The organism is Collinsella sp. AM10-26 (assembly GCF_003472525.1).
Taxonomy (GTDB): Bacteria; Actinomycetota; Coriobacteriia; order Coriobacteriales; family Coriobacteriaceae; genus Collinsella.
Genome location: NZ_QRMC01000008.1, coordinates 1 through 271, shown reverse-complemented (window position 1 = coordinate 271; position 271 = coordinate 1). Strand labels below are relative to the sequence as shown.

General features: G+C 72.0%; 1 rRNA gene. It reads right to left on the bottom strand.

The window, feature by feature from the left end:
* Positions 1–50: 50 nt before the first annotated feature.
* A 5S ribosomal RNA gene (gene rrf / locus DW123_RS07910) occupies positions 51–166 on the bottom strand.
* Positions 167–271: the final 105 nt, after the last annotated feature.

Sequence of the window (271 nt, the reverse complement as noted above, 5' to 3'; positions counted from 1 at the left end):
GCGAGGCCTCCCCCTTCTCCATTTCCTCTGACGGCTCGGTGCCGTCCACCGGTCAGCGGCGCCCTGGCCTCCCACGGGCTGGCCCCGCAGTACTCTCGGCGCGATGGGGCTTAGCTTCCGGGTTCGGAACGGGACCGGGCGTGCCCCCCATGCTCTGGCCGCTGACCGGTGGGCGGCGCCCACCGTTACGGTGTCCGGTGTCTCTTCACGTGCCCTGGGGGCCGCATGGCGCATAGGAGGAGTCGACTCGGGGGCATCCTCGTGCCCGGAC